This window comes from Rhodococcus sp. 11-3, from assembly GCF_023704055.1.
In the GTDB taxonomy this organism is placed as follows: Bacteria; Actinomycetota; Actinomycetes; order Mycobacteriales; family Mycobacteriaceae; genus Rhodococcus; species Rhodococcus aetherivorans.
Genome location: NZ_CP080406.1, coordinates 3,784,629 through 3,810,901, shown reverse-complemented (window position 1 = coordinate 3,810,901; position 26,273 = coordinate 3,784,629). Strand labels below are relative to the sequence as shown.

Genomic DNA, 26,273 nt, shown 5'->3' with positions numbered 1-26,273 from the left:
AGGTGTAGTGTCTAGAGCGCTGGAAGGCTTGATCGTTTCCGGTCCCTCGGGGAAGCGGGATCGTGCTGGTACGACGGGCCTCGAGGCACTGCTGTGCAGTCAGTCGTCAGGTTGTCGAAAAGGGGAAACCATGAACATCACCGTCTACACCAAGCCTGCCTGCGTTCAGTGCAATGCCACCTACCGTGCCCTCGACAAGGCCGGTATCGAGTACGCCGTCGTCGACATCTCGGAGAACCCGGAAGCGCGGGACTTCGTGATGGCCCTCGGTTACCTGCAGGCCCCCGTGGTGGTCGCCGGTGACGAGCACTGGTCCGGCTTCCGCCCGGACCGGATCAAGGCCCTCGCCGTCGCCGCCTGACCCGTCGCGCGCCGACCCACCGCCCCTGCGGCCGGTCGCCGGACCCGAGCGAAGTGATGTGAGACATCCATGACCTCGTTGGTGTATTTCTCGAGCACATCGGAGAACACGCACCGATTCGTCCGGCGACTGGGGTTGCCGGCCACCCGGATTCCGCTGCACGACCGTGACGGCACCTTCGAGGTGCACGAGCCGTACGTGCTGATCCTGCCGACCTACGGCGGCGGCACCACCGCGACCGGCCGGGACACGAACTTCGTGCCCAAGCAGGTCATCCGGTTCCTCAACAATCCGCGCAACCGTGCGCTGATTCGCGGGGTCATCGCCGCCGGCAACACCAACTTCGGCGAATCCTATTGTTACGCCGGGGATGTGGTCTCCCAGAAGTGCAAGGTCCCGTACCTCTACCGGTTCGAACTGATGGGTACCGCCGAGGACGTCGAGCGCGTCCGCGAGGGCCTGGCACAGTTCTGGGCGCAGGCGTTGCAGTCGGCGTAACCGCGACCTCACCCACACTCGTCCACTCCATCAACGCTGCGTCACCGTCGGGGATACGGGTGCGCGGCGAACCCGTCTACTCACAGTGGGAGCAAGCACCGTGACCGTCACCGATGCCGCGCCGGCAGCGAGCGCCAAGATCGACGAATCCCTCAAGGGACTCGACTACCACGCGCTCAACGCGATGTTGAACCTCTACGGGCCCAACGGCGAGATCCAGTTCGACAAGGACGTCGCCGCCGCGCGCCAGTACTTCCTGCAGCACGTCAACCAGAACACGGTGTTCTTCCACAACCTCGAGGAGAAGCTCGACTACCTCGTGGAGGAGAACTACTACGAGCCCGAGGTGCTCGAGCAGTACTCCCGCCCGTTCGTCAAGCAGCTCTTCGAGCACGCCTACTCGAAGAAGTTCCGCTTCCCGACGTTCCTGGGTGCGTTCAAGTACTACACCTCGTACACGCTCAAGACGTTCGACGGCAAGCGCTACCTGGAGCGGTTCGAGGACCGCGTCTGCATGGTCGCCCTGACCCTGGCCGCCGGCGACGAGCAGCTCGCGACCCACCTCGTCGACGAGATCATCTCCGGCCGGTTCCAGCCCGCGACCCCGACGTTCCTCAACTCCGGCAAGAAGCAGCGCGGCGAGCCCGTCTCCTGCTTCCTGCTGCGCATCGAGGACAACATGGAGTCCATCGGCCGCTCGATCAACTCGGCACTGCAGCTGTCCAAGCGCGGAGGCGGGGTTGCGTTGCTGCTGAGCAACATCCGAGAGCACGGGGCGCCGATCAAGCAGATCGAGAACCAGTCCTCCGGCGTCATCCCGATCATGAAGCTGCTCGAGGACTCCTTCTCCTACGCCAACCAGCTCGGGGCCCGCCAGGGCGCCGGCGCGGTGTATCTGCACGCCCACCACCCCGACATCTACCGCTTCCTCGACACCAAGCGCGAGAACGCGGACGAGAAGATCCGCATCAAGACCCTCTCGCTGGGCATCGTCATCCCCGACATCACGTTCGAGCTGGCGAAGCGCAACGAGGACATGTACCTGTTCTCGCCGTACGACGTCGAGCGCATCTACGGTGTGCCGTTCGCCGACATCGACGTCACCGAGAAGTACTACGAGATGGTCGACGACAAGCGCATCCGCAAGTCGAAGATCAAGGCGCGCGAGTTCTTCCAGACGGTTGCGGAACTGCAGTTCGAGTCCGGCTACCCGTACATCATGTTCGAGGACACCGTCAACCGGGCCAATCCCATTCAGGGCAAGATCACCCACTCGAACCTGTGCTCGGAGATCCTGCAGGTCTCCACGCCGTCGACGTTCAACGAGGACCTGTCCTACAGCCATGTGGGCAAGGACATCTCGTGCAATCTCGGCTCGCTGAACATCGCCAAGGCGATGGACTCGCCGGACTTCGCGCACACCATCGAGGTGGCGATCCGGGCGCTGACCGCCGTGTCGGACCAGACCCACATCTACTCGGTGCCGTCGATCGAGCAGGGCAACAACGACTCCCACGCGATCGGCCTCGGGCAGATGAACCTGCACGGCTACCTCGCCCGTGAGCGCATCTTCTACGGCTCCGAAGAGGGCGTCGACTTCACGAACATCTACTTCTACACCGTGCTGTTCCACGCGCTGCGCGCGTCGAACCGGCTCGCCATCGAGCGGGGCACGTACTTCAAGGGCTTCCCCGAGTCGAAGTATGCCTCGGGCGAGTTCTTCGACAAGTACACCGACCAGGTGTGGGAGCCGGCCACCGCCCGCGTGCGGCAGCTCTTCGCCGACGCCGACGTGGCGATTCCCACGCAGGACGACTGGCGTGCGCTGAAGGCGTCGGTCCAGGAGCACGGCATCTACAACCAGAACCTGCAGGCCGTGCCGCCGACCGGGTCGATCTCGTACATCAACAACTCCACCAGTTCCATCCACCCGGTGGCGTCGAAGATCGAGATCCGCAAGGAGGGCAAGATCGGCCGCGTCTACTACCCCGCTCCCTACCTGACCAACGACAACCTGGAGTACTTCCAGGACGCGTACGAGATCGGGTACGAGAAGATCATCGACACGTACGCGGCGGCCACCCAGCACGTCGACCAGGGCCTGTCGCTGACGTTGTTCTTCAAGGACACCGTCACCACCCGCGACGTGAACAAGGCGCAGATCTACGCCTGGCGCAAGGGAATCAAGACGCTGTACTACATCCGGCTGCGGCAGATGGCGCTCGAGGGCACCGAGGTCGAGGGCTGCGTCTCCTGCATGCTGTGACGAATCTTGCCGGTACACATCGAAACTCAGGTAGGGAAAGACAGATGACCTCCGCACCCCGCGCGCACTCGCCGGCCGACGGCGCCCACGTCAAACTGATCGACCGCGTCTCGGCGATCAACTGGAACCGCGTTCCGGACGAGAAGGACTCGGAGGTGTGGGACCGCCTCACCGGCAACTTCTGGTTGCCGGAGAAGGTCCCGGTGTCCAACGACATCCCGTCGTGGGGCACGCTCACCGAGTACGAGCAGGAACTGACCATGCGCGTGTTCACCGGTCTGACCCTGCTCGACACGATCCAGGGCACCGTCGGCGCGGTGTCGCTGATCCCGGACGCGGTGACCCCGCACGAGGAGGCGGTGCTCACCAACATCGCGTTCATGGAGTCGGTGCACGCCAAGTCGTACTCGAGCATCTTCTCGACGCTGTGCTCCACCCGCCAGATCGACGACGCGTTCCGCTGGTCGGAGGAGAACGACAACCTGCAGCGCAAGGCGCAGATCGTCCTCGACTACTACCAGGGCGACAGCCCGCTCAAGCGCAAGGCTGCCTCGACGCTGCTCGAGTCGTTCCTGTTCTACTCGGGCTTCTACCTGCCGATGTACTGGTCGTCGCGGGCGAAGTTGACCAACACCGCGGACATGATCCGGCTGATCATCCGCGACGAGGCCGTGCACGGCTACTACATCGGCTACAAGTACCAGCGCGGCCTCGAGCAGATCACCCAGGCCGAGCGCGACGAGCTCAAGGACTGGGTCTTCGATCTGCTGTTCGAGCTGTACGACAACGAAACCCAGTACACCGCGGACCTCTACGACGAGGCCGGGCTCACCGAGGACGTCAAGAAGTTCCTGCGGTACAACGCCAACAAGGCCCTGATGAACCTCGGCTACGAGGCGCTGTTCCCCAAGGACGAGACCGACGTGAACCCGGCGATCCTGTCCGCGCTGTCCCCGAATGCCGACGAGAACCACGACTTCTTCTCCGGCTCGGGCAGCTCGTACGTGATCGGCAAGGCCGTCGTCACCGAGGACGAGGACTGGGACTTCTGACCCCACGGTCCACCTGTTGTGGCCGAATGTCACACGCGTTCGATCTGATCGAGCACGTGTGACATTCGGCCGTCAGGTGGGCGTCAGGCGCACCGTCAGGGGCGGCGGAACCACGCCTCCGGCACGTCCCGCAGCGCCTTCTCCAGGCGCAGCACCGACGTGGCGGTCATGTTCTGCGGCAACGAATCCGGCGCGAACCAGGCCACCTCGAGGTTCTCGTCGTCGGCGACGTGGGCCACGCCACCCGTCGGGCGCATCAGGAAGCACACGTCCAGGTACCGCGCGACGTCCCCGTTGGGATAGGTGATCGGAGCGGTCACGTCCACGCTCGTGAGCCGGACGATCTCGGCGTCGACGCCGGTCTCCTCCCGCACCTCGCGTACGGCCGCGACGGCGGGTTCCTCGCCGGGTTCCAGGATGCCCGAGACCACGGCCCACAGGCCGTTGTCCGCGCGACGGGTCAGCAGCACCCGTCCGTCGGGGTCGACGACGACGGCGCTGACGCCGGGCAGCCACAGCGGCGCGGGACCGACCTGTGCGCGCAGTTGCGCGACGAACTCCGGAATAGGCATGTCCCCGGGCGCCTTTCGACGAGGTCGACTCAGTTGGAATAGCCGTTGAGGGTGTTGCGCACATCCGTCAGGACGGCCTTCGCGGCCACCGGGCCGGGCGTGGACCACACCAGGTCGTCCACCGCGAACAGCCGGCTGTCGGTGACCGCCCCGAGCTCGAGCCACGCCTCGGAGTCCATCACCTCGCTGCCGTGCGCGACGCCGTCCTCGCCGGCGAAGCGGACGTAGATCAGGTCGCCCTCCGCGGCGGCCGGGTCGGCCTCGTCGAGCGGGGCGTCCGCGCGCCCGTCCTGCACACCGAACCGCTGTGCGGGCGGGCGCGCGGCGCCGGCGTCGGCGAGGACCTGTCCGGCGAACGAGGCGGTGCCCTCGACGACGGCGCCGTCGCCGTTGAACCGCACGATCGACGCCTGGGTCTGCGACGCGGTCACCGCCTTGCCGACGTCCGTCGCGGTCGCGCGGTAGTTGTCGAGCACGCGGCCGGCCGCTTGCGAGCGTCCGAGTGTTTCGCCGGCGCGGAGGAACTGCTGCCGCCAGAACACCGGGTCGGAGCCGACGAGCACCGTCGGCGCGACGGTGCCGAGCCGGCGGTAGAGCTCCGGGTCGGCGGACGAGCCGAGGATGAGGTCCGGCTCCACGCCGTCGATGAGCGCGACGTCGGGCGCCGATGTGGTGCCCACCGACGGCAGCGTCGCGATCCCCGTGCCCAGGTACTCGGCCCGGGCGACGTCGGTGGTCGTGCCGACCACCCGCTCCCACAGGCCCAGGGCGCACACCGCGTCCATCGCGGCGGCGTCGAGCACGACGATCCGCTGCGGGTCGGCGGGCACCTCGGAGACGCCGCCGGTGTGGATCACCGACCGGGTGCCGCCGGCGGGCTGCCCCGGGTCCGGGGGGCTGGGGAGCGCGCACGCGGTGGTCGTGTCGCGTTCGATCCCGACGACGGCCGCCCCGGCGATGCGGGTGGTGGTGCGCACGATGCTGCTCGCCGGATCGTCCGTCGCCTCCGCGCATCCCGCCAACCCGAGTGCCGCGACGGCGGCGAGGGCGACGGTGCACGTGACGGCGCGAGACCGGGACGCTGCGGGCATACGACCACTCCTGTCTAGGGGACGGTCCAGGTTAACTGGTGTGCGGATCGACCCCGAACGCCTCGGCGAGGTCGTCGAGGATCTCGTGCGCGCCCTGGATGGACACCGGCGTCATCCACAGGCTGTCGTCCACGTCCACCTTCCGGCCGCGCAGGTTCTGCCACAGCGGGTTGGAGAGGAACGGCTGCGCCGCCGCCTCGGACTTGCCCTCCCCGTCGCGGTACATGCTGACGAAGATCACATTCGCGTCCGCCTCGCCGATGAGTTCGGGGCTGATCGCGTTCATGATGCTGCTCGGATCGGCCGGGTCGGGTCCCTGGCTCGCGGGGCGGGCCAGGCCGGCGTCCTCGAGGACGATGCCGCTGAACGACGTGGTGCGGTAGAGGCGGGCGGTGGGCTCACCGGCGAAGCGGACCACCGAGACGGTGGGGTTGCCGGCTGTGGCGTTGATCTCGTCGCCGATGGCCTTCGCCCGGGCCTCGTAGTCGGCGATCTTCTGTTCGGCGAGGTCCTCCTTGCCGAGGGCCCGCGCGGCGAGACGGATGTTGTCCTTCCACGTCGGCCCGGTGCTCTCGGAGAAGACCGTGGGCGCGATGGCGGAGAGCTTGTCGTAGTTCTCGCCGTCGCGCACGTCGGCGGACAGGATCAGGTCGGGGTGCAGCGCGGCGATCTTCTCCAGGCTCGCGTCGGAGACCGCACCGACGGAGGTGGCCTCGGCGGCGAACTGCCGGCGGCTGTCACCGAGGTAGTCGGGCAGTCCTTCGGTGCGGTAGTCGACGTAGCCGACGAGGTCGGACTCGAGCAGCAGCGTCGCGTCCGCGTAGCTGGTGTCGAGCGCGACGACCCGCAGCGGCTGGGACTCGACGGTGGTCGTTCCGCGGAAGTGCTCGACGGTGCGTGGGAAGCCCGCGGTGGCGGGGGTCTGCTCGGCCGTCTCGCCGGAGGAACAGCCCGCGAGCAGCACGGCCGCGGTCAGGGACGCCGCCAGGGCGGCGATGCCGCGGCGCAGGGGGAGGGGATACACGGTGGACCTCGTCTCTCGGGATCGCAAACAGTTAGGGAACGCTTACCTTAGTGTGCGGGCGAAACCGTGTGCTCGGTGAGGTGTGCCACGGCCCCGGGTTGCGTGGGTCACAGACCCCCGCCGGTATGCTCGACCGCCGAGTACGACACTGAGTAGGACCCGGTGAGCGTGCGGTGGTCGCACCGTCTACGATTCGATCAGCGCAAGCCAGAGAACGTTCGTCTCGCACTGCGAGTCGAGCGCGCAATCAGGAGGATTAGTGACTGCCGTAGCGCCCCAGCCAGTCCCGGAGATAGCTGCAGCGAGGCCGTACCCGCCGCGGCAGGGACCCAAGGGCTCGTTCTTCTACAAGATGATCACGACCACGGATCCCAAGATGCTCGGGATCATGTACATGGTCACCTCGTTCGCGTTCTTCCTCATCGGTGGCGTGATGGCTCTGCTCATCCGCACCGAGCTCGCGGTCCCGGGTCTGCAGTTCCTGTCGAACGAGCAGTACAACCAGCTGTTCACCATGCACGGCACGATCATGCTGCTGATGTACGCGACCCCGGTCGTGTTCGCCTTCGCGAACTACATCCTGCCGCTGCAGATCGGCGCGCCCGACGTCGCGTTCCCGCGCCTGAACTCGTTCAGCTACTGGCTGTACCTGTTCGGCGCGACGATCGTGACCGCCGGCTTCATCACCCCCGGTGGTGCGGCCGACTTCGGCTGGACTGCCTACAGCCCGCTCACCAGTGAGCTGCACTCGCCCGGCGTCGGTGGTGACTTCTGGGTCCTCGGCCTCGGCGTGATGGGTCTGGGCACCATCCTCGGTGCGGTCAACTTCATCACCACCGTCGTGTGCCTGCGCGCCCCCGGCATGACGATGTTCCGGATGCCCATCTTCACCTGGAACATCCTCATCACCAGCGTGCTCATCCTCCTGGCGTTCCCGCTGCTGACCGCCGCGTTCTTCGGCCTCTTCGTCGATCGCCACCTGGGCGGGCACATCTTCGACCCCGCCAACGGCGGCGTCATGCTGTGGCAGCACCTGTTCTGGTTCTTCGGCCACCCCGAGGTGTACATCATCGCGCTGCCGTTCTTCGGCATCGTCTCGGAGATCTTCCCGGTGTTCTCGCGCAAGCCGATCTTCGGCTACACCGGCCTGGTCTACGCGACCCTGGCCATCGCGGCGCTCTCGATCGCGGTGTGGGCGCACCACATGTACGCCACCGGCGCCGTGCTGCTGCCGTACTTCTCCTTCATGACGTTCCTGATCGCGGTGCCCACCGGCGTGAAGTTCTTCAACTGGATCGGCACCATGTGGAAGGGCCACCTGACGTTCGAGTCGCCGATGCTGTTCTCGGTCGGTTTCATCGTCACCTTCCTGTTCGGCGGCCTGTCCGGCGTCATCCTCGCCAGCCCGCCGCTCGACTTCCACGTGACGGACTCCTACTTCGTCATCGCGCACTTCCACTACGTGCTCTTCGGCACCATCGTGTTCGCCACCTACGCCGGCATCTACTTCTGGTTCCCGAAGATGACCGGACGCATGCTCGACGAGCGTCTCGCCAAGTGGCACTTCTGGCTGACCTTCCTCGGCTTCCACACCACGTTCCTGGTGCAGCACTGGCTGGGCAACGAGGGCATGCCGCGCCGCTACGCCGACTACCTGCCCTCGGACGGGTTCACCACCCTGAACATCATCTCGACCGTCGGTGCCTTCGTGCTCGGCGCCTCGACCCTGCCGTTCCTGTGGAACGTGTTCAAGAGCTACCGGTACGGCCAGGTCGTGACCGTCGACGACCCGTGGGGTTACGGCAACTCCCTCGAGTGGGCGACGAGCTGCCCGCCGCCGCGGCACAACTTCTACGAGCTGCCGCGCATCCGCTCCGAGCGCCCGGCGTTCGAGCTGCACTACCCCCACATGGTGGACCGCATCCGCGCCGAGGCGCACGTCGGTCCGGGCAGCAACAAGCACAACCATGTGGCGCTGAGCGAGGGTGCCGAGAGGACCCCCGCCGACCGCTGATCCGCACACCGGATCGACGCTTCCCGAGGCCCCGCCCGTCCCGACGGGCGGGGCCTCGCGCATTCTTCCGGGGTGGACCCCTGCTCGTTCGGCACCCCGTTCACCTGGCACAATGAGTGAGCATGTGCCGCGACGGACGAAGGATCGGAGACGTAGGTGGCGTCTGACACCGCGATGCTGGTGACTGTGACGGGGCCGGACCATCCCGGCGTGACCTCTGTGCTCTTCGCGGCGCTCACCCGGCACGAGGTCGATCTGCTCGACGTCGAGCAGGTCGTGATCCGGGGCCGGCTCACCCTCGGTGTGCTGGTCTCCTGCCCCGCCGATCCCGATGCCCTGCAGGACGAGATCGAGGCCGCCATGGCCACCATCGGCATGCACGCCCAGGTGCAGACCGGTGTCGAGCCGGGTATCGGCTCGACCGTGTCCACCCACGCCGTTGTGGTCCTCGGCAGTCCCGTCAGCGCCCGGGCGCTGCGTTCGGTGGGTCGTGAGCTCGCGCGGCAGGGCGCCAACATCGACTCGATCCGGGGCATCGCCGACTATCCGGTGACAGGTCTCGAACTCATGGTGACCGCGGCCGACCCCGGCGCCGAGGCCGACGTCCGATTGCGCGCCGGGCTCGCCGAGGTCGCCGCGGGCCTCAGTGTCGACATCGCCGTGGAGCGCGCCGGTCTCGCCCGCCGCTCGAAGCGGCTGATCGTGTTCGACGTCGACTCCACCCTCGTCCAGGGCGAGGTCATCGAGATGCTCGCCGCGCACGCCGGCGTGGAGGACAAGGTCCGCGCCGTCACCGAGGCCGCGATGCGCGGGGAGATCGACTTCACCGAGTCGCTGAACCAGCGGGTGGCGACCCTGGCCGGGTTGCCCGCGTCGGTGATCGACGAGGTCGCCGAGAACCTCGAGCTCACCCCCGGCGCCCGGACCACCATCCGCACGCTGCGCCGGCTCGGCTTCCGATGCGGCGTCGTCTCCGGTGGCTTCCGGCAGGTCATCGACGGCCTCGCCCACGAACTCGAACTGGACTTCGTCCGGGCGAACACGCTCGAGATCGTCGACGGCAAGCTCACCGGCCGCGTCGTCGGCGAGGTGGTGGACCGCGCCGCCAAGGCCCGTGCCCTGCGGGAGTTCGCCGCCGAGGCCGGCGTGCCGATCGAGCAGACCGTCGCGGTCGGCGACGGCGCCAACGACATCGACATGCTCGGCGCGGCAGGGCTCGGCATCGCCTTCAACGCCAAGCCGGCGCTACGCGAGGTCGCGGACACCGCGCTGTCCCACCCGTACCTGGACGCGGTGCTGTTCGTCCTCGGCGTCACCCGCGACGAGGTGGAGGCCGCCGACCGGGTCGACGGCACCCTGCGCCGCGTGCCCCTCGACACCGGTGCCTGAGGCCACGGCCCCGCTCGGTCCCGACGTCGTGGCTCGCCACGGTGCGGATGTCGTGACGCGCCACGGTGCGGATGTCGTGGCTCGCCACGGTGCGGATTTCGTGGCGCGCCACGGTGCGGATTTCGTGGCGCGCCACGGTGTCCTCGCCCGCGGCTACGGGCATCGACCGGACCCGGAGGACCCCGGGGCGGTGCTCGCGATGCCGATCGTGCTGCACATCCCCAAGCAGGATCCGCCCTCCCGTAGCGCGCTGCTCGAGGCTGCTGCGATGGCGACGATCGCGCTGTGCCTGGACCCACGCGTCGGGACCGGGCCGGCCGGTGAACCCGGCCCGTGGCGCGAGCCCTACCTCGCGTGGACCGACGCGCGCATCCGCAAGGTCAGCCGTCGCGCCCGCGGTGCCCAGTGGCGCGCCGCGCAGGAGGTCGACGGAATCACCGTCGAACACCGGGGGGCACACGCCCGGGCACTGGTCCCGGGGCCCGTCGGCGCTCTCGATCCGCGCATCTCGCGGCTGCAGATCGGCGGCACCGATCTGCCCCACGACACCCCTGACGATCCGCCCGCCGGAGTTCCGGTGCTGTGGATCGACGCCGCGCTCGGCATGACCGTCGGGAAGGCCGCGGCACAGGTCGGCCACGCCGCGATGCTGTTGGCCGGGGCCCTGGACGTCGAGCGCGCCGGCGCATGGGCCGACTCCGGGTTCGTGTGTGCCGTGCGCGACGCCGACCCCGCCCGGTGGCGGTACCTGACGGAGCGAGTCGACGCCGGCACCGCCGTGGCGGTACGGGACGCGGGATTCACCGAGGTGGCGCCGGGGTCGGTGACGGTCGTCGCCGTCCCGGGCTGATCACGTCGCGATCCGGAACACCAGCAGCGTCGGCCCGGTCAGCGGGAACGTCGAGCCGGCGGGCAGCGGCGTGAGATCCGCGGGCTCTCCGTCGACGGAGCTCGAGTCGAAGGCGCACACCATCGCACCGTGGTACCACTCGGCCCGGCCGAGGGTCAGGGTGGTGGGGCCGCCTGCGTGCAGCACGAGCAGGCCGCTGCTGTCCGTCAGCGGAACGCCCGCGCGGGTGACCGTGCCCAGCTGCGAGCCGTCCACCCACGCCTGCAGCGTCCGCCGGTTCTCGTCGAGCCAGTCCGCCTCCTGCAGTTCCCTTCCGTCCGCGCCGAACCACACCAGGTCGGGGTAGCCGACCTGGCGGGCCCTGCCGTCGAAGAAGCGGCCCTGACGCAGCACCGGCACCACTTTGCGCAGACGCAACGTCTGCCGCACGAACTCGACGAGTTCCTGGTCCGCGTGCTCCCAGTCGAGTGGCCAGGCGTCGCGGACCGGGACGTCGGCGGGCACGCAATAGGCATTGTTGTTGCCGCCCTGGGAGTGCCCGAACTCGTCGCCGGCGAGCAGCATCGGGGTGCCGGTCGACAGCAGCAGGGTGGCGAGCAGCGCACGCACGTGCCGGGCCCGGGCGGCCACGATCCGCGGATCGTCCGTGGGTCCTTCGACGCCGTGGTCGACGGATTCGTTGTTGTCGCTACCGTCACGGCCCTGTTCGCCGTTGGCCTCGTTGTGCTTGCGCCGGTAGCTGACAAGGTCGGCCATCGTGAAACCGTCGTGCGCGGTGACGAAGTTGATCGACATCCACGGCCGGTGGGTGTGCCGGCCGTAGAGGTCCTCCGAGCCCGCGAGCCGGGAGGCGACCTCCCGGATTCCCGCACCGCGCGCCCAGAAGCGCCGCACCGAGTCGCGGTAACGATCGTTCCACTCCGACCACTGGGGACCGATGTTGCCGAGCTGGTAGCCGGGCAGGGTCGCATCCCAGGGCTCGGCGATCAGCTTGAGCCGGGTCAGGACGGGGTCGGTGGTAATGGCGGTGAACACCGCCGCCCGGGGATCGAAGTCGCCGCCTCGCGGCCGGGCGAGCGCGCTGGCCAGGTCGAACCGGAAGCCGTCCACACCCATCTCCGTCGCCCAGTACCGCAGGCTGTCGCAGATCATCCGCACCGCCACCGGGGAACTGCCGTCGACGGTGTTGCCACAGCCCGTCAGGTCGATGTCGTGGCCGGTGGCGTCGAGGAGGTAGTAGCCGGGCGCGTCGAGACCGCGCCAGGACACGTGCGGGCCGTCCACCGACCATTCGCAGGTGTGGTTGTAGACCACGTCGAGGATCACCTCGAGGCCCGCCTCGTGGAGCGTGTCGACCATCGTCCGGAACTCCGCGATCTCGTTGCCGGGGGTGGCCGCGTAGCCCGGGTGGGGCGCGAAGTACGACGCGGTGGAGTAACCCCAGTGGTTGCGCATGCCGCGATCCCGTACGGGTGGTTCGGTGAGGAAGGCGTGCACGGGCAGCAGTTCGACGGCGGTGACCCCCAGGCCGACCAGGTGTTCGAGCACGGCCGGCGCCGTCAGGCCCAGATAGGTGCCGCGCCACTGCTCGGGGACGGCGGGATGGCGGGCGGTGTAGGAGCCGACGTGCAGTTCGTAGATCACCGTCTGCTCCCACGGCGTGCCGGGACGGTTGTGCCGGGCCCGGCCGGGGTTGTCGGCCACCACCGACAGCGGTGTGTGGCCGAGGGAGTCCACGGTCGACGCATCGCCGAACGGGGTGCGCTCGTAGCCGAGCAAGCGGGCCGTGTCGCCGATGTCACCGGTCAGCTGCCGGCCCCACGGGTCGAGCAGCAGCTTGTGCGGATTGGCACGTAGCCCGGTCCGGGGCTGCCACGCGCCGTGCACGCGGTAGCCGTAGCGCTGGCCCGGGCGGACCCCCGGCACCGCGCCGTGCCAGACGCCGTACGTCTTGTCCGGCAGGTCGATGCGTTCCTCGCGGCCGGCGTCGTCGATCAGGCAGAGCTGAACACGGCTGCCGTGGGGCGCGTGCACGGCGAACCGCGTCCCGTCGTCGCCGGGGAAGGCGCCCAGCGGGAAGGGACCGGCGTCGGACCGGGCGACGGCAGGTCCCACCGGCGGCTCGCCGGGTGCGGGGGAGGGGTGCGGTGGAGGCGAGGGGTACGACACGGAAGCGATCCTGCCGTGAACCGCTCGTGCGCGTACGCAAAGATGGTCGGCGTGGCAAAACCTGATCCCGATCTGCTCATCGAATTCGACGACGTGCTCGTGCGGCGGGGCGGCAACGTCCTCGTCGGTCCCGTGTCCTGGAAGGTGGAACTCGACGAACGTTGGGTGATCCTCGGTCCGAACGGGGCGGGTAAGACGTCGCTGCTGCGGGTGGCCGCAGCGGAGACATTCCCCACATCGGGGACGGCGCACGTGCTGGCGGAGACGTTCGGGAAGACCGACCTGTCCGAGCTGCGGCCCCGGATCGGGATGTCGTCGTCGGCGCTGGCGAACCGTGTGCCGGGCGACGAGAAGGTCGTGGACCTGGTGATCTCCGCGGGGTACGGCGTGCTGGGGCGCTGGCGCGAGCGGTACGACGAGGTGGACAGCGCACGCGCCGTGGAGATGCTCGAAAGCCTCGGCGCCGAGCATCTCGCCGACCGCACCTACGGCACGCTCTCCGAGGGTGAGCGCAAGCGCGTGCTCATCGCCCGGGCGCTGATGACGGATCCGGAGTTGCTGCTGCTCGACGAGCCCGCCGCCGGCCTGGACCTCGGTGGTCGTGAGGAGCTCGTGGCGCGGCTCGGCGTGCTGGCGGCCGACCCGGACGCTCCGGCGATCGTGCTGATCACCCATCACGTGGAGGAGATCCCGCCGGGCTTCACCCACGCGATGCTGCTCAAGGAGGGGCAGGTGGTGGCGCAGGGTCTGCTCGACGACGTGATCACGGGTGAGAACCTCAGCGACGCGTTCAGCCAGGCGATCACGCTCGACAAGGCGGACGGCCGGTTCTTCGCGCGCCGCACGTACCAGCCCGGGAGGCACCGCCGCGCGTAGCGGAGCGGAGCCGCGGCCGAGTTCACCGCCGCGCGTAGCGGAGCGGAGCCGCGGCCGAGGTCACCGCCGCGCGGAGCGGCCGGGTGGGTGAGTTGTGCGTCACGTCATGCCGTAACTTGTGAGTATGGCTATCGAACGTTCGGGAGAACCCGCGGGTGCAGCGGCGATGCCGCTCAAGGATGCCTCGACGGTGATCCTCGTCCGGGACGGCGACCGTGGCGTCGAGGTGTTCCTGCTGCAGCGCGTGCGCGGCATGGCGTTCGCCGGCGGCATGACGGTGTTTCCCGGCGGCGGCGTCGACCCGTCGGACAGCGCTGCGACGGTGGCGTGGGCGGGACCGCCCGTGCCGTGGTGGTCGGAGCGGTTCGGCACCTCCGAGACGCTCGCGCAGGCGCTCGTCCTCGCGGCCGTGCGCGAGACGTTCGAGGAGTGCGGGGTGCTGCTCGCCGGTGCGACACCGGACACCGTGGTGGCGGACACGACACCGTTCGGGGAGTCCCGCAGGCAGCTCGAGGCTCGGGAGCTCACCTTCGGCGAGTTCCTCGAACGTGAGGGGCTGGTGCTGCGTGCGGACCTGTTGCGGCCGTGGTCGAACTGGATCACGCCGGTCGGAGAGGGTCGTCGCTACGACACGAGGTTCTTCGTCGCGGCGGCCCCCGAGGGACAGATCGCCGACGGCGAGACGAGCGAGGCCGACGAGGTGCGGTGGCAGACTCCGCAGGAGGCGATCGCGCACTGGCAGGAGGGCGGCAGTGTGCTGCTGCCCCCGACCTGGAGCCAGTTGACGGCCCTGTCACGGTTCGGCTCGGTCGCGGAGATCCTCGCTGCGGAGCCGCAGATCACGCCGATCCTGCCGACCCGGATCACCTGGGAGGGACAGCTCCGGGTGGAGTTCCCCGAGCAGGACGGCTACTACGAGGCGGGGCCGCATCCGTGGGCCGCCCGGGGCGCCAACTAGCCTGTGCCTCATGGCTGAATTCGTGACACTCGAGGTCTCCGACGGTATCGGCACCATCCGGCTCGACCGGCCGCCGATGAACGCACTCAACCGGCAGGTGCAGGAGGAGATCCGGGCCGCTGCGCGCGAGGCGACCGTGAACTCCGACGTCAAGGCGGTGATCGTCTACGGCGGTGAGAAGGTGTTCGCGGCCGGCGCGGACATCAAGGAGATGGCCGAGCTGAGCTACGTGCAGATGAGCGAGATCATCGCGGACCTGCAGTCGGCGCTGGGGTCGGTGGCGGAGATCCCGAAGCCGACGGTGGCCGCGATCACCGGCTACGCGCTGGGGGGCGGTCTGGAGCTCGCACTGGGTGCGGACCGGCGGATCGCCGGTGACAACGCGAAGGTCGGTGTGCCGGAGATCCTGCTCGGCATCATCCCGGGCGGCGGCGGAACCCAGCGCCTCGCCCGCCTCGTCGGCCCGTCGAAGGCGAAGGATCTGGTGTTCACCGGCCGCTTCGTCGGTGCGGCCGAGGCCCTGCAGATGGGGCTGGTCGACGAGGTCGTCGCCCCGGACGAGGTGTACAACGCGGCGCGCGCGTGGGCGTCGCAGTTCAGCCGGGGCGCCACCCGCGCACTGGCGGCGGCCAAAGCCGCGATCGACCAGGGCCTCGACACCGACCTGGACACGGGGCTGAGGATCGAGCAGCACGTCTTCGCCGGCCTGTTCGCGACGAAGGACCGCACGATCGGCATGGAGTCCTTCGTCGCCAACGGCCCGGGTAAGGCCGAGTTCGTCGGGGAGTAGGCACCCCGGAACTGGAACTTGTTCATTCCTTACCGATGGGTAGGATGCCCTTCATGACTGCAAGCAGGACCGACGGGGTCGACCCCGCGCCGAACCCGCACGCCACTGCCGAGGAGGTGGCGGCCGCCCTTCGGGACACCAAGCTCGCGCAGGTGCTCTACCACGACTGGGAGGCCGAGACCTACGACGAGAAGTGGTCGATCTCCTACGACGAGCGCTGCATCGACTACGCGAAGGGTCGTTTCGACGCCGCCGCCGGTGACCAGCCCCTGCCGTACGAGCGGGCCCTCGAACTCGGTTGCGGCACCGGCTTCTTCCTGCTGAACCTCATGCAGGCCGGAGTGGCGAGGACCGGCTCGGTCACCGACCTGTCGCCCGGGATGGTCAAGGTGGCGCTGCGCAACGCCGGGCACCTCGGCCTCGACGTGGACGGCCGGGTGGCCGACGCCGAGACGATCCCGTACGACGACGACACCTTCGACCTCGTCGTCGGTCACGCGGTGCTGCACCACATCCCCGACGTCGAGCAGTCGCTGCGGGAGGTGCTGCGCGTGCTGAAGCCGGGCGGCCGGTTCGTCTTCGCCGGCGAGCCCAGCACGGTCGGGAACTTCTACGCGCGCTGGCTCGGCCGCCTCACGTGGGAGGCCACCACCAACGTCACGAAGCTGCCGTTCCTGCGGGACTGGCGGCGGCCGCAGGCCGAACTCGACGAGTCCTCCCGTGCCGCGGCGCTCGAGGCGGTCGTCGACCTGCACACCTTCGACCCGTCGGACCTGGAGCGGATGGCGGCTTCGGCCGGCGCGGTCGAGGTGAAGGCGAGCAGCGAGGAGTTCGCGGCCGCGCTGCTGGGCTGGCCGGTCCGCACATTCGAGGCCGCGGTGCCCGCGGAGAAGCTGGGCTGGGGCTGGGCGCGCTTCGCGTTCGGCGGGTGGCGCACGCTCAGCTGGGTGGACGAGAAGGTCCTCAGGCACGTGGTCCCGCGCAGCTTCTTCTACAACGTCATGATCACCGGCGTGAAGCCCGGCAAGTAGTGTGGGCTACGCGTTCACCCTCGCCGACGTCGCGTACCTGCGTTCGTCGCAGGGCGCGGCCGATCTCGCGGAGGTGGCCGCCCGGGAGCTGTCCGCGCGGACGCGCCTAGCCGACATCGGCTGGGCGCGTACGCGTTTCGCCGACCTGACCGCGCCGCTGACCGAGACGGTGCTGTTGCGCCGCAGGGCGGTCGCGAAGCTGCCCGCTGCCGGCGGCTGGCTGTTCACCGACGACGCGCTGCAGCAGGCGACGCCGGCGTCCGTCGCCGCGCATCGGGCCCGCCGGCTCGCCGGCCGGCGCGTCCACGACGTGACGTGCTCGATCGGCGCCGAGCTGGCGGCCCTGGTGGGGGTCGCGGAGGCGGTGGTCGGCAGCGATCTCGACCCCGTTCGCCTCGCGATGGCCGCCCACAACGTCCCCGGGGCGGCGCTGGCCCGCGCCGACGCGCTGCGCCCGATCACCCGCGGTACCACCGTGATCGCCGATCCGGCCCGCCGATCCGAGGGTCGGCGCACGCACGACCCGGCGGCCCTGATGCCGCCGTTGCCCGACCTGCTCGACGCCTACGCCGGACGGGACCTGGCCGTCAAGTGTGCCCCCGGACTGGATTTCGATGCGCTGGACTGGGCGGGGGAGGTCGAGGTGGTCTCGCTCGACGGCGGCGTCCGCGAGGCATGCCTGTACTCCCCGGGTCTGGCCACGCCGGGCGTGCGGCGACGGGCGAGTGTGTTGCGTTCGGACGGCGCCGTATTCGAGATCACCGACGCGGAGCCGGACGAGATCCCCGAGCGGGAACCGGGGGAGTGGATCGTCGATCCCGACGGGGCGATCGTGCGTGCGGGGCTGGTGCGGCACTACGCGGCCGCCCACGGCCTGTGGCAGCTCGATCCGCGGATCGCGTATCTCACCGGCGACACCCTCCCCGCGGGGGTGCGGGGATTCCGCGTTCTCGATCGACTGAAGTACACGGAAAAGACTCTCCGGCAATCGCTCTCGTCGATGGACTGTGGGGTGGCGGAGATTCTCGTGCGAGGGGTCGACGCAGATCCGGCGGTGCTCCGGCCGCGGCTGAAGCTGCGCGGATCGCGGTCGCTGAGCGTCGTGCTCACGCGGATCGGCCGCACCCCGACGGCGTTCGTCTGCGAACCCAGTCGCTGAGCCCTGTCCCGGCCGGGTGGGTCGTTCCGGTGCGGGTCTTGATATGCAAGCAAATACTTGCGTATTCTCGACGGTGTGGTCGACGTCTTCAAAGCGCTGGCGGATCCGACCCGGCGGGCCATCCTGGACGAGCTCGTCGACCGGGACGGCCAGACGCTGTTCGAGCTGTGCACACGACTGATCTCGCGGCACGGCCTGGGCTCGTCCCGGCAGGCGATCTCGCAGCACCTGGCGATCCTCGAGGAGGCCGGGCTGGTCCGGACCCGCCGCGAGGGGCGATCGAAGTTCCATCATGTGGACGTTGCGCCACTGCAGGGCCTCGCCGACCGATGGACGGTCGCGCATCGAAAGGAGTCGCAGTGAAGGTCACCCTCACCAGCGTGTTGGTCGACGACCAGGACAAGGCGCTCGCCTTCTACACCGACGTCCTGGGTTTCGTGAAGAAGACCGAGGTCCCCCTGGGCGAGGCGCGGTGGCTCACCGTCGTCTCGCCGCAGCAACCGGACGGGCCGGAACTGGTCCTCGAGCCCGACGGCCATCCCGCCGTCCGGCCGTTCAAGGAGGCCCTCGTCGCCGACGGTATCCCGTTCACCTCGTTCGCGGTCGACGACGTGCGCGCCGAGTACGAGCGGTTGCGCAGCCTCGGGGTGCGATTCACCCAGGAGCCCCTCGAAATGGGCGGCATCACCACCGCCGTCTTCGACGACACCTGCGGCAATCTCATCCAGATCGCCGGCTGAGCCGTCGCCGCCCGCGGCGAAAGGTCAGCGGAGCACGTAGACGTCGCCCGGCAGCGTCGCCGTGACGAACTCGCCAGCCGGCCCGACCGCGGTGCCGACCGAGAATCCGGCCGCGTCGGGCAGGGTCTCCTCGTCGAGCGTCTCCCCGCTGGCGGCGTCGAACACCAGCGCGGCCAACCCGTCGTCGGCTCGGGCCACCGTGTATCCGATGCCGTCGGCGGTCAGCGCCGGCACCCCCAGCTGGCGCACGTCGCCGCGGCGCCACACGAGTTCGGCCGCCTCACCGGTGTCGCGCAGCGCCACCAGGTCGCCGGTCCGGCCCCCCGGCGCGAGGACCAGCAGTCCGTCGGCGGACACCGCCGGTCCGGTGGAGGCCGTGTACCCGAGGTCGTGGCTCCACCGCGGCGTCCCGGTCCCGGCATCGAGGGCCCACAGGGCTCCCTCGCCGTCGTGCACGTACACCGTGGCGCCGTCCGCGGACAGCACGGGACTGGTCGTCGCGCCGCCCGGAAGCTCCGGCTGCGACCACTCCTCGACCACCCGCGCATCGTCGCCGCCGGTGTAGCGCATCGACACGACGGCGGCGCGATCGGCGCCCGGCCGCCACAGCGTCACCAGAATCCGGCCGGTCCCGAGATCGACCGCCGGGGTGGTGGCCACCGGGCAGTCCTCCGATCCGCCGAAACATGCGGCCAGACCGTGGTCGTTGGGCAGCCGTGGCACGTTCGTCCCGTCCGCCACCCCGGGGGTGGGCACGAGGTCGAAGATCGGGGCGGCGTGCCTGCCCGTTTGCGGGTCGAGCACGTTGACCTGACCGAAATGCGTGACGAACACGAGGTTTCCGTCGCCGGTGAACTGTGCGGTGCCCGGCGTCCCGCTCACCGGGATCCGCCAGCGCCGCTGGCCGTGCTCGTTGAACGACACCATCGCCCCCTCCTCGCCGACGTAGATGTTGGCCACGCCGTCGGCGGTGGGAGTCACCCCGGTGACACCCGGCGCGAGGCGGGTGCACCAGCGCTTGCGGCCGGTGTCGATCTGGAACGAGACGAGGTTGCAGCCGGCGGCGGTCGCGGCGGTGACGAAGATCTGTCCGTTCGCCGCGACGCTCGCGGGCGCGGTGACGGCGCCGCCGAGCGGACGTGACCAGGCGGGCGCGAGGTCGCGCAGCCCGTCGGCGGGCGCGGTGTTGCTGTTGCGGGCGTCGGCGTACCGACCCGGCCACGCCCCGGCGGCGAGGACGTCGACCGGGCCGCCGTCGCTGCCGCATCCGGTCAACACCAGTGCCGCCGAGGCCGTCAGCATCACCGTCCGCAGGGCAGCCCGCATCACTCATCTCCTCGCCATGGCTCGAATGACCCGATGGGCCACACTATCGGGCCGGGTGGCGCACTCGATGCGCGAGGCGGACCGTACGCTGGCAACCATGACGAGCATGTGGGGCGCACCGTTGCGCACGAGGTGGCGGGGTTCTCGTCGGCGGGATCCCGATCAGGCCCGATTCCTGACCGTCGATTCGCTGCGATGGGTGCTGGCGCACAAGGCGTACACGCCGTGGTACCTGGTCCGGTACTACCGGCTCGCCAAGTTCAAGCTCGCCAACCCGCACGTGATCCTGCGCGGCATGGTGTTCCTCGGCAAGAACGTCGAGATCCATTCCGTCCCCGAGCTGTCCCGGCTCGAGATCGGCCGGTGGGTGCACATCGGCGACGGCAATGCCATCCGCTGTCACGAGGGGTCGCTGCGCATCGGCGACAAGGTGGTCTTCGGCAAGGACAACGTCGTCAACACCTACCTCGACATCGAGATCGGCGCCTCCACACTCGTCGCCGACTGGTGCTACATCTGCGACTTCGACCACCGCACCGAGGACATCACGTACCCGATCAAGGATCAGGGGATCGTCAAGAGCCCCGTGCGGATCGGACCCGACACCTGGATCGCGACGAAGGTCACGGTGCTGCGCGGCACCCGCACCGGCCGCGGCTGCGTCCTCGGCGCGCACGCGGTGGTCAAGGGCGACATCCCGGACTACAGCATCGCGGTCGGATCGCCGGCCAAGGTGGTCAGGAACCGCCGCACGGACTGGGAGTCCGGTGCCGCCGACCGGGCCGCGTACGTCGCCGCGCTCGAGGACATCGCGCGCAAGAAGGCGGGCCGCGAACCGGCGGCGGAACCCGGTTCCTGATCCGGGGCGCCTGCGATGGACTACGCCGACTACCGCCGCTACGACGCCGTGGGGCTCGCCGAACTCGTCACCCGCCGCGAGGTCACGCCGCGCGAACTGCTCGACGCGGCCCTCGCCCGGCTCGACGCGGTGGAGCCCACACTGAACACCGTCGTGCGCCGGCTCGACGAGCAGGCGCGCAGCCGGGCCGCGGAGCGCCTCGAGGGTCCGTTCGCGGGGGTGCCGTTCCTGGTCAAGGATCTTCTCCAGGACGTCGCGGGGATTCCGACCGGCAGCGGGAGCAGGTCCCTGGCGGAGCTGCCCGCCGTGCGCAACGCGGTGGTCGTCGATCGCTGGCTGGACGCGGGCCTCGTCCTCTTCGGCAAGACGAACACTCCGGAGTTCGGGGTCAAGGGGGTGACCGAGCCGGTGGCGAACGGTCCCACCCGCAACCCGTGGAATCCCGCGCACACGCCGGGCGGGTCCTCCGGCGGATCCGCGGCGGCGGTCGCCGCCGGCGTGGTCCCGGCGGCCGGCGCGAACGACGGCGGCGGCTCGATCCGCATTCCGGCCGCCTGCTGCGGGCTGGTCGGGCTCAAACCGGGCCGGGGCCTGGTGCCGAGCGGACCCGAGGTGGACGAGGACCGGCACGGGGCGGTCAGCAACGGGGTCGTCACGCGCACGGTGCGCGACGCGGCAGCCATGCTCGACGTGCTGGCCGGTCCGGACCCGAACGGGCCCTATCTCACGGCGGCACCGCAGGAGTCGTATGCGTCCGCGGCGAGTACCCCACCGCGGACGCTGCGCATCGGGTTCGCGACGGACTCCCCGATCGGCACCGGCGTCGACCCGGAGGCCGTCACGGCCGTCGAGAACGCCGCGGCGCTGCTCGCCGAGCTGGGCCACGCCGTCGAACCCGCGGCGACGGGGATCGACGAGCGGCGGCTGTCCACCGACTGGCTGACGATGTGGTTCGCCTGGCTCGCCGCCGACGTCCGGCAGGCGCGCCTGCGCACCGGGTGCGCCCCCGACGCGTTCGAGCCCGACACGCGGTTCCTCGCCGCGCTCGGCGACTCCGTGCGGCCCTCGGACTATCTCGCCTCGCTGCGCCGGTGGAACGGGTATACGCAGCAGCTCGGCGCGTTCCACGAGCGGTACGACCTGCTGCTCACGCCGACCCTGGCGTATCCGCCGGCGCGCGTGGGGGAACTGGCCACGCCGCCCGCGCTCCAGGGGGCCGCGCGCCTGATCGTGACGGCGCGGCTGGGCCGCGCGGCGCGGTGGGCCGGGCTGATGGACCGCATCGTCGACGAGAACCTCGCCCGGACGCCGTACACCCAGCTCGCGAACATCACCGGGCGCCCGGCGATCTCGGTGCCACTGCACTGGACCGCGGCGGGATTGCCGTTGGGCGTGCAGTTTCTCGGGCCGCTGGGCTCGGAGGGACTGCTGCTGTCGCTCGCGGCACAGCTCGAGCGGGCCCGGCCCTGGGCGCACCGCGAGCCTCCGCTGCTGCCGTCCCGGTGACGCGGGCCGGCAGCGCCGGTCACCGGCCGGGCAACGGCCGCTGGGGAATCGTCGGTCGCGGAAGCGGATGGCGCACACGACGTTTCGCCTCCGAGTACACACGGGCGGTCTCGGTGGCCACCAGCCGCCAGTCGAAGTCCTCCGTGAGCCGCTCGCGCGCCGCCCGCGCCCGTCGCTGGGCGGCCGCGGGGTCGTCGAGGGTCCGCCGGACCGCCGACGCCAGCCCCGCGACGTCGCCGGGTGCGAACGAGAGGCCGGTCGAGCCGTCGACGACGGCCTCCCCCAGGCCGCCGGCCGTCGACGCGACGAGTGGCGTCCCGGCGGCCGCGGCCTCGAGTGCGATGATCCCGAACGGTTCGTAGCGGCTCGGCAGGACGATCGCATCGGCGCGGTGCAGCCACCCGAGCAGCTCGATGCGGTCGAGGTTGCCGACGAACGTCACCGACCGCGCGACGCGGTGCACGCGCGCCTGCTCGCGCAGCCAGTCGAACTGGGTGCCCTCCCCGGCGACGACGAGGGTCGTGCCGGGGTGCGTGCGCCGGATCCGGGGGAGGGCGGCGATCGCGTCCTGCACGCCCTTCTCGTACTCGAGGCGGCCGACGAACAGCAGCTGCGGCGGCCCGGAACGCGGCGCCCGCTCCCGGTAGGACCACGCGGTGACGTCGATTCCGTTGCGGATCACCGTCGCCGGCGGCAGGTCCGGCCCGTAGAGCGCGGCGACCTCCTCGTTCATCGATGCCGAACACGTGATGAGCCGATCGGATTCGTTGGCGAGCCACCACTCCACCGAGTGCACCTGCCGGTTCACGCGGCCCGACAGCCAGCCGCTGTGCCGGCCGGCCTCGCTTGCGTGCAGGGTGGACACCAGCGGTACGTCGAAGAACTCGGCGAGCGCGACGGCGGGGTGTGCGACGAGCCAGTCGTGCGCGTGCACCACGTCCGGGTACCAGCCGTCGCCGATGCCGCCCTTGGTCAGGCTCAGCCCCGCCCGCACCATGGCATGACCCATCGCGAGCGTCCAGGCGAGCATGTCCTCGCCGAAGTCGAAGTGCGGTGGGTCCTCGGCGACGGCCACCACGAGCACGCCCTCGGCGATGTGGCTGATCGTGGGGTGGGTGGTGGCGTCCGTGCCGGTGGGCCGCCGGGAGAGCACGACCACCTCGTGGCCGGCGGCGGCGAGCTCGGTGGCGAGGTGGTGCACGTGCCGGCCGAGGCCGCCGACGACGACGGGCGGGTACTCCCAGGAGACGATCAGCACCTTCACGAGGGGGCTCCCATCCGGTCGGGCAGGCGGCGGGCGTCGAGCCCGGGGAACAGATTGTCGGCCCGGTTCCAGCCGGCGGCCAGGCGCGCCGCCGTCTCGTCGCGGCCTGCGGCGACCGCCGCGGCGATCTCGCGCAACGCGTGGGCGTGCTTGTGGGCCCGGTCCCGCGCGTATCCGGCCGCGGTGTCCTTGCTGACCATGAATGCCCAGTCGCTCGACACCGTCAGCAGCGCCTCGCGCAGCATCTGGTCGTGCACCCGGTTGCGCAGCGCGGGGCGGCCGGCCCCGGCGGCGCCGCGGGCCTTGTCCAGGGTGTCGAGCGTGGTGCGCACGACCTCCTCGTCGAGCTGTACGAGGTCGCGAACCTGCTCGCCGGCCCACACCCGCCAGTCCTTCCCGGACCCCCACGAGGTGTCGTGCAGGTCGACGGGTGCTCCCACGTACCCGCGGTCGCGTGCGTCGGCGAGAGTGCCCACCTCGATGCCCGCCTCCGGCAGCGCCCGGAGCAGCCGTTCGAGAAACAGCGGGCCCTCGTGCCACCAGTGGCCGAACAGCTCGGTGTCGAAGGCGGCGACCACCAGGGCGTCGCGCCCGATGCGGTCGGACTCGCGGCGCAGTCGGCGGCGGATCGTGTCGACGAAGTCGGCCACGTGGCGGTCGACGGCCGCGGACGCCAGATCGGGGTCGTAGGGCGCCTTGTCCTGTGGGGCGACGGTGCGGCCGGTCACGCGGGCGGGCTTGAGCCCGGTGTCGTGGCAGTAGGTGTGGAAGTCCCGGTAGGCGGGGTGGCCCGGGTAGCCGGACTTCGGCGACCAGACCCGGTAGGACACCTGCAGATCCCGGCCGAAGGCGACGACGTCGGAGTCCCACACGGTCCGGCCGAGCGTGGTGTCGCCGCGCAGGGCGGGACCGTCCACCATGAAGTGCCCGACGCCGGCGGCGGCGTATCCGGCCTCCATGCCGGGGGTGAACGCGCACTCGGGCGCCCAGATGCCCTGCGGTGTGTGCGCCCAGCGGGCATGCGCGTCGGCCAGTCCCTCGGCGAGGGAGAACGCCCGCAGGCGGGGATCGAGCAGAGGCTGGAAGGGATGGGCCAGCGGCCCGCCCAGCAGTTCGACCGCCTCGGCGTCGACGAGTTCGCGGAACACCGGGGATCCGCCGTGACGCCAACGGGTTTCGAACTGTTCGAGGGCTGCGGCGGCATGCCGGTGCTCGCGGGCTCCGAGCGCACGGTAGGCCGGCTCCCGCATGCCCGCGGCCTCGTGGGCGCGCAGCTGCCAGTTGCCGAGCCAGTGGTGCATCCCGGTCAGGCAGTGGGGGTCGTCGAGCTGAGCGGCGAGCACGGGCGTCACCCCGAGGGTGACCAGGCGCGTGCGGCCCTCGGCGGCAAGCCGGCGCAGGACGTCGGTCACCGGGAGATACGTCGCGGCCCAGGACTGGTAGAGCCATTCCTCGCCGACCGGCCAGCGACCGTGGTGGGCGAGCCACGGCAGGTGCGAGTGCAGCACCAGCGCGAACAGTCCCGGTTCCCGCCGGGTGGCGGGAGTGGTCACCGCGCCGGATCCTTCACCGCGATCGCGACGAGATCCAGACTGGCGTCGATGTTCTCGGGCGCGAGGAGGAAGTCGTCGACCGTCACGGCCGCGACGTCTGCGGTCAGGCCGGCGGGCCAGGGCTCGCCGGCGAGAGCGCGCTCGATCTGGGCGTCGATGAAGGAGCCGCCGTGCTTGGCATCGAGGGCGCGCAGGGCGGGGCCGTGGTGCACCCCGGTCGTCAGGGCGACGCGGAAGCCGGCTCCCTCGAGCAGTTCGGTGAGTTCGGCGGCGTTCAGCTCGCGGGTGTGGAACGGGTTGAGCGGGGTGTCGCGGCCGGGGGAGAACGTGATGCGGTTGGGGGTGCTGATCAGCAGTTCGCCGCCGTCCCGGAGCACGCGGTGGCATTCGCGCAGGAACCCGGACTGGTCCCACAGGTGCTCGATGACCTGGAAGTTGACGACAACGTCCACGGAGGCGTCGGCGAGGGGCAGGTCGGCGAGGTTGGCGTGCCGCATGTCCACGCGCGGGTAGCGGGCGCGCACGTGCGCGACGGCGCTCTCGTCGTAGTCGAGGCCGACGACGGCGGTGGCGACGCCCGCGATCATGTCGGCGCCGTAGCCCTCGCCGGCGCCCGCCTCGAGCACGGTGCGGCCGGCGCACCGGGGCAGCAGGTCGCGGTAGACCACCTCGTGGCGGCGGAACCAGTAGTTCTCCTCCGCGATGCCGGGAACGGTGCGCTCGCCGGTGAGTGGCAGTTGAGGGGCGTCGCCGGCGGGGACGGGGGATTCGCTCACCGCCCAGACATTAGCCCCACCTTTGTCGACCTCGTCATCGGTGGTCCAGATCACAGCCGTGCGGCTCCCTTCGTGTGGTTATGGTGAACGAGGTTCCCATCCAAGTTACCAGCGGGTAACTTAGCGTGAGGTAATCTATCGCACACCCC

24 protein-coding genes are annotated in these 26,273 nt (G+C 70.2%); 16 read left to right on the top strand and 8 right to left on the bottom strand.

Annotated features, from left to right (window positions below; genetic code table 11):
* Positions 1-130: 130 nt before the first annotated feature.
* From KZJ41_RS17795 to nrdF, 4 genes are all read left to right on the top strand, one after another.
* Positions 131-361, top strand: a complete 231-nt coding sequence (locus KZJ41_RS17795; protein ID WP_006940556.1) for a redoxin NrdH — start codon at positions 131-133, stop codon at positions 359-361.
* A gap of 69 nt (positions 362-430) precedes the next feature.
* Positions 431-859 carry a class Ib ribonucleoside-diphosphate reductase assembly flavoprotein NrdI gene (gene nrdI, locus KZJ41_RS17790; protein ID WP_006940545.1) on the top strand — a complete coding sequence of 143 codons (429 nt, stop codon included), beginning with the start codon at positions 431-433 and terminating at the stop codon, positions 857-859.
* A gap of 184 nt (positions 860-1,043) precedes the next feature.
* Positions 1,044-3,125 (top strand): class 1b ribonucleoside-diphosphate reductase subunit alpha, encoded by a 2,082-nt coding sequence (nrdE, locus tag KZJ41_RS17785; RefSeq protein ID WP_206530652.1) that lies wholly within the window; start codon positions 1,044-1,046, stop codon positions 3,123-3,125.
* A gap of 44 nt (positions 3,126-3,169) precedes the next feature.
* The gene (gene nrdF, locus KZJ41_RS17780; protein ID WP_006940539.1) at positions 3,170-4,177 is read left to right on the top strand and encodes a class 1b ribonucleoside-diphosphate reductase subunit beta; all 1,008 of its coding nucleotides are present in this window, start codon (positions 3,170-3,172) and stop codon (positions 4,175-4,177) included.
* A gap of 95 nt (positions 4,178-4,272) precedes the next feature.
* On the opposite strand, the gene KZJ41_RS17775 is transcribed toward nrdF, so the two are convergent.
* From KZJ41_RS17775 to KZJ41_RS17765, 3 genes are read right to left on the bottom strand one after another with little or no spacing between them, the layout of a single operon-like run.
* Positions 4,273-4,749 (bottom strand): NUDIX domain-containing protein, encoded by a 477-nt coding sequence (locus KZJ41_RS17775; RefSeq protein WP_006940537.1) that lies wholly within the window; start codon positions 4,747-4,749, stop codon positions 4,273-4,275.
* A gap of 29 nt (positions 4,750-4,778) precedes the next feature.
* The gene (locus tag KZJ41_RS17770; protein ID WP_251549368.1) at positions 4,779-5,840 is read right to left on the bottom strand and encodes an ABC transporter substrate-binding protein; all 1,062 of its coding nucleotides are present in this window, start codon (positions 5,838-5,840) and stop codon (positions 4,779-4,781) included.
* Positions 5,841-5,871: 31 nt separating this feature from the next.
* Entirely contained in the window at positions 5,872-6,864 is a 993-nt protein-coding gene (locus tag KZJ41_RS17765) for an ABC transporter substrate-binding protein (protein WP_102799157.1), read from the bottom strand.
* Positions 6,865-7,123: 259 nt separating this feature from the next.
* Here KZJ41_RS17765 and ctaD point away from each other — a divergent pair, with 259 nt between their 5' ends.
* The 3 genes from ctaD to KZJ41_RS17750 all read left to right on the top strand — a co-directional run bounded on the left by ctaD (position 7,124) and on the right by KZJ41_RS17750 (position 11,117).
* Positions 7,124-8,878: a cytochrome c oxidase subunit I gene (gene ctaD, locus KZJ41_RS17760; protein ID WP_082120257.1), complete on the top strand. Its 1,755-nt coding sequence runs from the start codon at positions 7,124-7,126 to the stop codon at positions 8,876-8,878.
* A gap of 174 nt (positions 8,879-9,052) precedes the next feature.
* Entirely contained in the window at positions 9,053-10,267 is a 1,215-nt protein-coding gene (gene serB / locus KZJ41_RS17755; RefSeq protein ID WP_170914110.1) for a phosphoserine phosphatase SerB, read from the top strand.
* Between the two features lie 76 nt (positions 10,268-10,343).
* The gene (locus KZJ41_RS17750) at positions 10,344-11,117 is read left to right on the top strand and encodes a peptidyl-tRNA hydrolase (RefSeq protein ID WP_006933167.1); all 774 of its coding nucleotides are present in this window, start codon (positions 10,344-10,346) and stop codon (positions 11,115-11,117) included.
* Here the strand turns inward: KZJ41_RS17750 and glgX are convergent, their stop codons facing one another.
* On the bottom strand, positions 11,118-13,232 hold the full coding sequence (gene glgX, locus KZJ41_RS17745; RefSeq protein ID WP_006933169.1) for a glycogen debranching protein GlgX: 2,115 nt from the start codon (positions 13,230-13,232) through the stop codon (positions 11,118-11,120).
* Between the two features lie 96 nt (positions 13,233-13,328).
* Between glgX and KZJ41_RS17740 the strand changes: the two genes are divergently transcribed.
* The 7 genes from KZJ41_RS17740 (at position 13,329) to KZJ41_RS17710 (ending at position 18,840) form a co-directional block, all read left to right on the top strand.
* Positions 13,329-14,162 carry an ABC transporter ATP-binding protein gene (locus KZJ41_RS17740; RefSeq protein ID WP_037201771.1) on the top strand — a complete coding sequence of 278 codons (834 nt, stop codon included), beginning with the start codon at positions 13,329-13,331 and terminating at the stop codon, positions 14,160-14,162.
* 124 nt (positions 14,163-14,286) lie between these two features.
* Positions 14,287-15,120 carry an NUDIX domain-containing protein gene (locus KZJ41_RS17735; protein WP_251549365.1) on the top strand — a complete coding sequence of 278 codons (834 nt, stop codon included), beginning with the start codon at positions 14,287-14,289 and terminating at the stop codon, positions 15,118-15,120.
* Positions 15,121-15,130: 10 nt separating this feature from the next.
* Positions 15,131-15,910 (top strand): enoyl-CoA hydratase/isomerase family protein, encoded by a 780-nt coding sequence (locus KZJ41_RS17730; protein WP_050035423.1) that lies wholly within the window; start codon positions 15,131-15,133, stop codon positions 15,908-15,910.
* A gap of 53 nt (positions 15,911-15,963) precedes the next feature.
* Positions 15,964-16,941 (top strand): class I SAM-dependent methyltransferase, encoded by a 978-nt coding sequence (locus KZJ41_RS17725; protein WP_029544469.1) that lies wholly within the window; start codon positions 15,964-15,966, stop codon positions 16,939-16,941.
* Position 16,942: 1 nt separating this feature from the next.
* Positions 16,943-18,100, top strand: coding sequence for a hypothetical protein (locus tag KZJ41_RS17720; protein ID WP_050035422.1), 1,158 nt, complete (start codon positions 16,943-16,945; stop codon positions 18,098-18,100).
* A gap of 75 nt (positions 18,101-18,175) precedes the next feature.
* Positions 18,176-18,463: a helix-turn-helix transcriptional regulator gene (locus KZJ41_RS17715; RefSeq protein WP_006933181.1), complete on the top strand. Its 288-nt coding sequence runs from the start codon at positions 18,176-18,178 to the stop codon at positions 18,461-18,463.
* On the top strand, positions 18,460-18,840 hold the full coding sequence (locus KZJ41_RS17710) for a VOC family protein (protein WP_006933183.1): 381 nt from the start codon (positions 18,460-18,462) through the stop codon (positions 18,838-18,840). The genes KZJ41_RS17715 and KZJ41_RS17710 overlap by 4 nt, the downstream gene beginning before the upstream one ends.
* Positions 18,841-18,864: 24 nt before the next feature.
* Here the strand turns inward: KZJ41_RS17710 and KZJ41_RS17705 are convergent, their stop codons facing one another.
* Entirely contained in the window at positions 18,865-20,166 is a 1,302-nt protein-coding gene (locus KZJ41_RS17705; RefSeq protein ID WP_050035421.1) for a PQQ-binding-like beta-propeller repeat protein, read from the bottom strand.
* Positions 20,167-20,263: 97 nt separating this feature from the next.
* Here KZJ41_RS17705 and KZJ41_RS17700 point away from each other — a divergent pair, with 97 nt between their 5' ends.
* Together KZJ41_RS17700 and KZJ41_RS17695 are read left to right on the top strand one after the other, a co-directional pair.
* On the top strand, positions 20,264-21,025 hold the full coding sequence (locus tag KZJ41_RS17700) for an acyltransferase (protein ID WP_029544462.1): 762 nt from the start codon (positions 20,264-20,266) through the stop codon (positions 21,023-21,025).
* A gap of 15 nt (positions 21,026-21,040) precedes the next feature.
* Entirely contained in the window at positions 21,041-22,531 is a 1,491-nt protein-coding gene (locus tag KZJ41_RS17695) for an amidase (RefSeq protein ID WP_050035420.1), read from the top strand.
* Between the two features lie 19 nt (positions 22,532-22,550).
* Here the strand turns inward: KZJ41_RS17695 and KZJ41_RS17690 are convergent, their stop codons facing one another.
* Genes KZJ41_RS17690 through KZJ41_RS17680 form a run of 3 tightly spaced genes read right to left on the bottom strand, consistent with a single transcriptional unit; the run spans position 22,551 to position 26,124 of the window.
* Positions 22,551-23,795, bottom strand: a complete 1,245-nt coding sequence (locus tag KZJ41_RS17690) for a glycosyltransferase family 4 protein (RefSeq protein WP_006933189.1) — start codon at positions 23,793-23,795, stop codon at positions 22,551-22,553.
* The gene (locus KZJ41_RS17685) at positions 23,792-25,348 is read right to left on the bottom strand and encodes a glycoside hydrolase family 57 protein (RefSeq protein WP_043799677.1); all 1,557 of its coding nucleotides are present in this window, start codon (positions 25,346-25,348) and stop codon (positions 23,792-23,794) included. Before KZJ41_RS17685 ends, KZJ41_RS17690 begins: the two co-directional genes overlap by 4 nt.
* Complete coding sequence (locus KZJ41_RS17680) at positions 25,345-26,124, bottom strand: bifunctional 2-polyprenyl-6-hydroxyphenol methylase/3-demethylubiquinol 3-O-methyltransferase UbiG (protein WP_230304485.1); 780 nt, start codon at positions 26,122-26,124, stop codon at positions 25,345-25,347. Before KZJ41_RS17680 ends, KZJ41_RS17685 begins: the two co-directional genes overlap by 4 nt.
* Between the last annotated feature and the right edge of the window lie 149 nt (positions 26,125-26,273).

Excerpts from the sequence above, each read along its gene's own strand:
- nrdE (WP_206530652.1), top strand. The coding sequence starts at position 1,044 with ATGTTGAACCTCTACGGGCCCAACGGCGAGATCCAGTTCGACAAGGAC.
- nrdI (WP_006940545.1), top strand. The coding sequence starts at position 431 with ATGACCTCGTTGGTGTATTTCTCGAGCACATCGGAGAACACGCACCGA.
- KZJ41_RS17700 (WP_029544462.1), top strand. The coding sequence starts at position 20,264 with ATGACGAGCATGTGGGGCGCACCGTTGCGCACGAGGTGGCGGGGTTCT.
- nrdF (WP_006940539.1), top strand. The coding sequence starts at position 3,170 with ATGACCTCCGCACCCCGCGCGCACTCGCCGGCCGACGGCGCCCACGTC.
- KZJ41_RS17730 (WP_050035423.1), top strand. The coding sequence starts at position 15,131 with ATGGCTGAATTCGTGACACTCGAGGTCTCCGACGGTATCGGCACCATC.
- KZJ41_RS17705 (WP_050035421.1), bottom strand. The coding sequence starts at position 20,166 with ATGCGGGCTGCCCTGCGGACGGTGATGCTGACGGCCTCGGCGGCACTG.
- KZJ41_RS17725 (WP_029544469.1), top strand. The coding sequence starts at position 15,964 with ATGACTGCAAGCAGGACCGACGGGGTCGACCCCGCGCCGAACCCGCAC.
- serB (WP_170914110.1), top strand. The coding sequence starts at position 9,053 with ATGCTGGTGACTGTGACGGGGCCGGACCATCCCGGCGTGACCTCTGTG.
- KZJ41_RS17795 (WP_006940556.1), top strand. The coding sequence starts at position 131 with ATGAACATCACCGTCTACACCAAGCCTGCCTGCGTTCAGTGCAATGCC.
- KZJ41_RS17695 (WP_050035420.1), top strand. The coding sequence starts at position 21,041 with ATGGACTACGCCGACTACCGCCGCTACGACGCCGTGGGGCTCGCCGAA.
- KZJ41_RS17770 (WP_251549368.1), bottom strand. The coding sequence starts at position 5,840 with ATGCCCGCAGCGTCCCGGTCTCGCGCCGTCACGTGCACCGTCGCCCTC.
- KZJ41_RS17735 (WP_251549365.1), top strand. The coding sequence starts at position 14,287 with ATGGCTATCGAACGTTCGGGAGAACCCGCGGGTGCAGCGGCGATGCCG.
- KZJ41_RS17775 (WP_006940537.1), bottom strand. The coding sequence starts at position 4,749 with ATGCCTATTCCGGAGTTCGTCGCGCAACTGCGCGCACAGGTCGGTCCC.
- KZJ41_RS17740 (WP_037201771.1), top strand. The coding sequence starts at position 13,329 with ATGGTCGGCGTGGCAAAACCTGATCCCGATCTGCTCATCGAATTCGAC.